Genomic DNA, 1,395 nt, shown 5'->3' with positions numbered 1-1,395 from the left:
ACGCCATATCCTTCGCCCGCTCGCGCGACAGCGTGCGGACAAGCCGGCGATCGTCGCCGAAGTCGTCGCGGCCGTAATGGAGCTGCACCCCGTCGCGGTGCCGCGACAACGCCACATAGGCCGAATGGCGGTCCATGCCGGGGGTCGCCAGCACATGCGCGCGATCGACCGTCACGCCCTGCGATTTATGGATGGTGGCGGCATAGCCGTGATCGACATGGGCATAATCTTTCAGGTCAAACGCGACCGATCGGCCATCGTCCAGCTTCACCGCCATGCGCTCCGGCGATACCTGCTCGACCTTCCCCAGCGTGCCGTTCCTCACCCCTAGCCCGCGCTCGTTTTTCAGGAACATGATGCGGTCGCCGGTCGCGAAGTCCCGCGCGCCGCGCTCGGCCGACACGCGCACGTCCGGCCCCAGCTCGCCGGCGTCGCGCAGCCGATCGCGCGCGGCCAGGTTCAAATCGCGCACCTCGGCATTGGTATGGGTGAGGATGATCCGCGACTGATCCGGCGCGGCGATGCGCTCGGCATCCCAGCGGTCCACAAGATCGGCGCGGGCCAGCTCACGCGTCTCGGCCGCCTGCACCATGCCATGCGCCTCATAGGCATGGATCGCCTCGCCTGCCCGGCCCGTCGCCAGCGCCTTGGTCGCGTCGCGCTGCCAGTCCTCGCACTGCCGGCGTATCTCGGTGATCTCGGCCCAACCGTGGCGCTCGGTCACGGCCCGGAACGCCGCCCCGGCCTCGATCGCCTGCAACTGCTCGGGGTCGCCGACAAGAACGACCTTCGCGCCCGCCTGTTCGGCATGGGACAGCACGCACTCCATCTGGCGCGTGCCGATCATGCCGGCCTCGTCTATCACCAGCACGTCGCGCGGGCCTAGCAGTTCGCGGCCCTGCTCCCATTGATATTCCATGCTCGCGATCGTCCGCGACGCGATGGCGGACCCGCCTTCCAGATTCTCGGCCGCGATGCCCGACAAGGCCGCGCCGCGCACCTGATAGCCCTGCGCCTCCCACGCCTCGCGCGCGACCCCCAGCATCGCCGACTTGCCGCTGCCGGCATAGCCGACGACCGACGCAAGGCCCTTGTCGCCGGTGATATGCGCCAACGCCCCGCGCTGCTCGGCCGACAGGTCAAGCCCCCTGCCCTCGGCCGACGCCAGCGCGCGGGTCACATGGGCGTCGGCGACACCATGCCCCCGGTCGATCGCCAGCCCCTCGGCCGCGCGTTCCAACCGCTGCTCGGCCGCGATCATGTCGCGCGACGTGAACCGATCCTCGCCCTTCCCGTCCCGCCCCAGCGCCACCAGCTCGGGCGAGGATCGCACCGCGCTCATCACCTGGTCGAACTGATCCTTGCCGTCGCTGTGCCGGAACGCGAACTGCGCCA

General features: G+C 69.8%; 1 protein-coding gene. It reads right to left on the bottom strand.

Annotated features, from left to right (window positions below; translation table 11 throughout):
- Positions 1-1,395 (bottom strand): Ti-type conjugative transfer relaxase TraA (gene traA / locus M529_RS25365; protein WP_021316088.1); only part of this gene is annotated, 1,395 nt, incomplete at both ends.

It is taken from the genome of Sphingobium ummariense RL-3, assembly GCF_000447205.1.
Taxonomy (GTDB): domain Bacteria; phylum Pseudomonadota; class Alphaproteobacteria; order Sphingomonadales; family Sphingomonadaceae; genus Sphingobium; species Sphingobium ummariense.
This window is presented reverse-complemented; position numbering and strand designations above follow the sequence as displayed.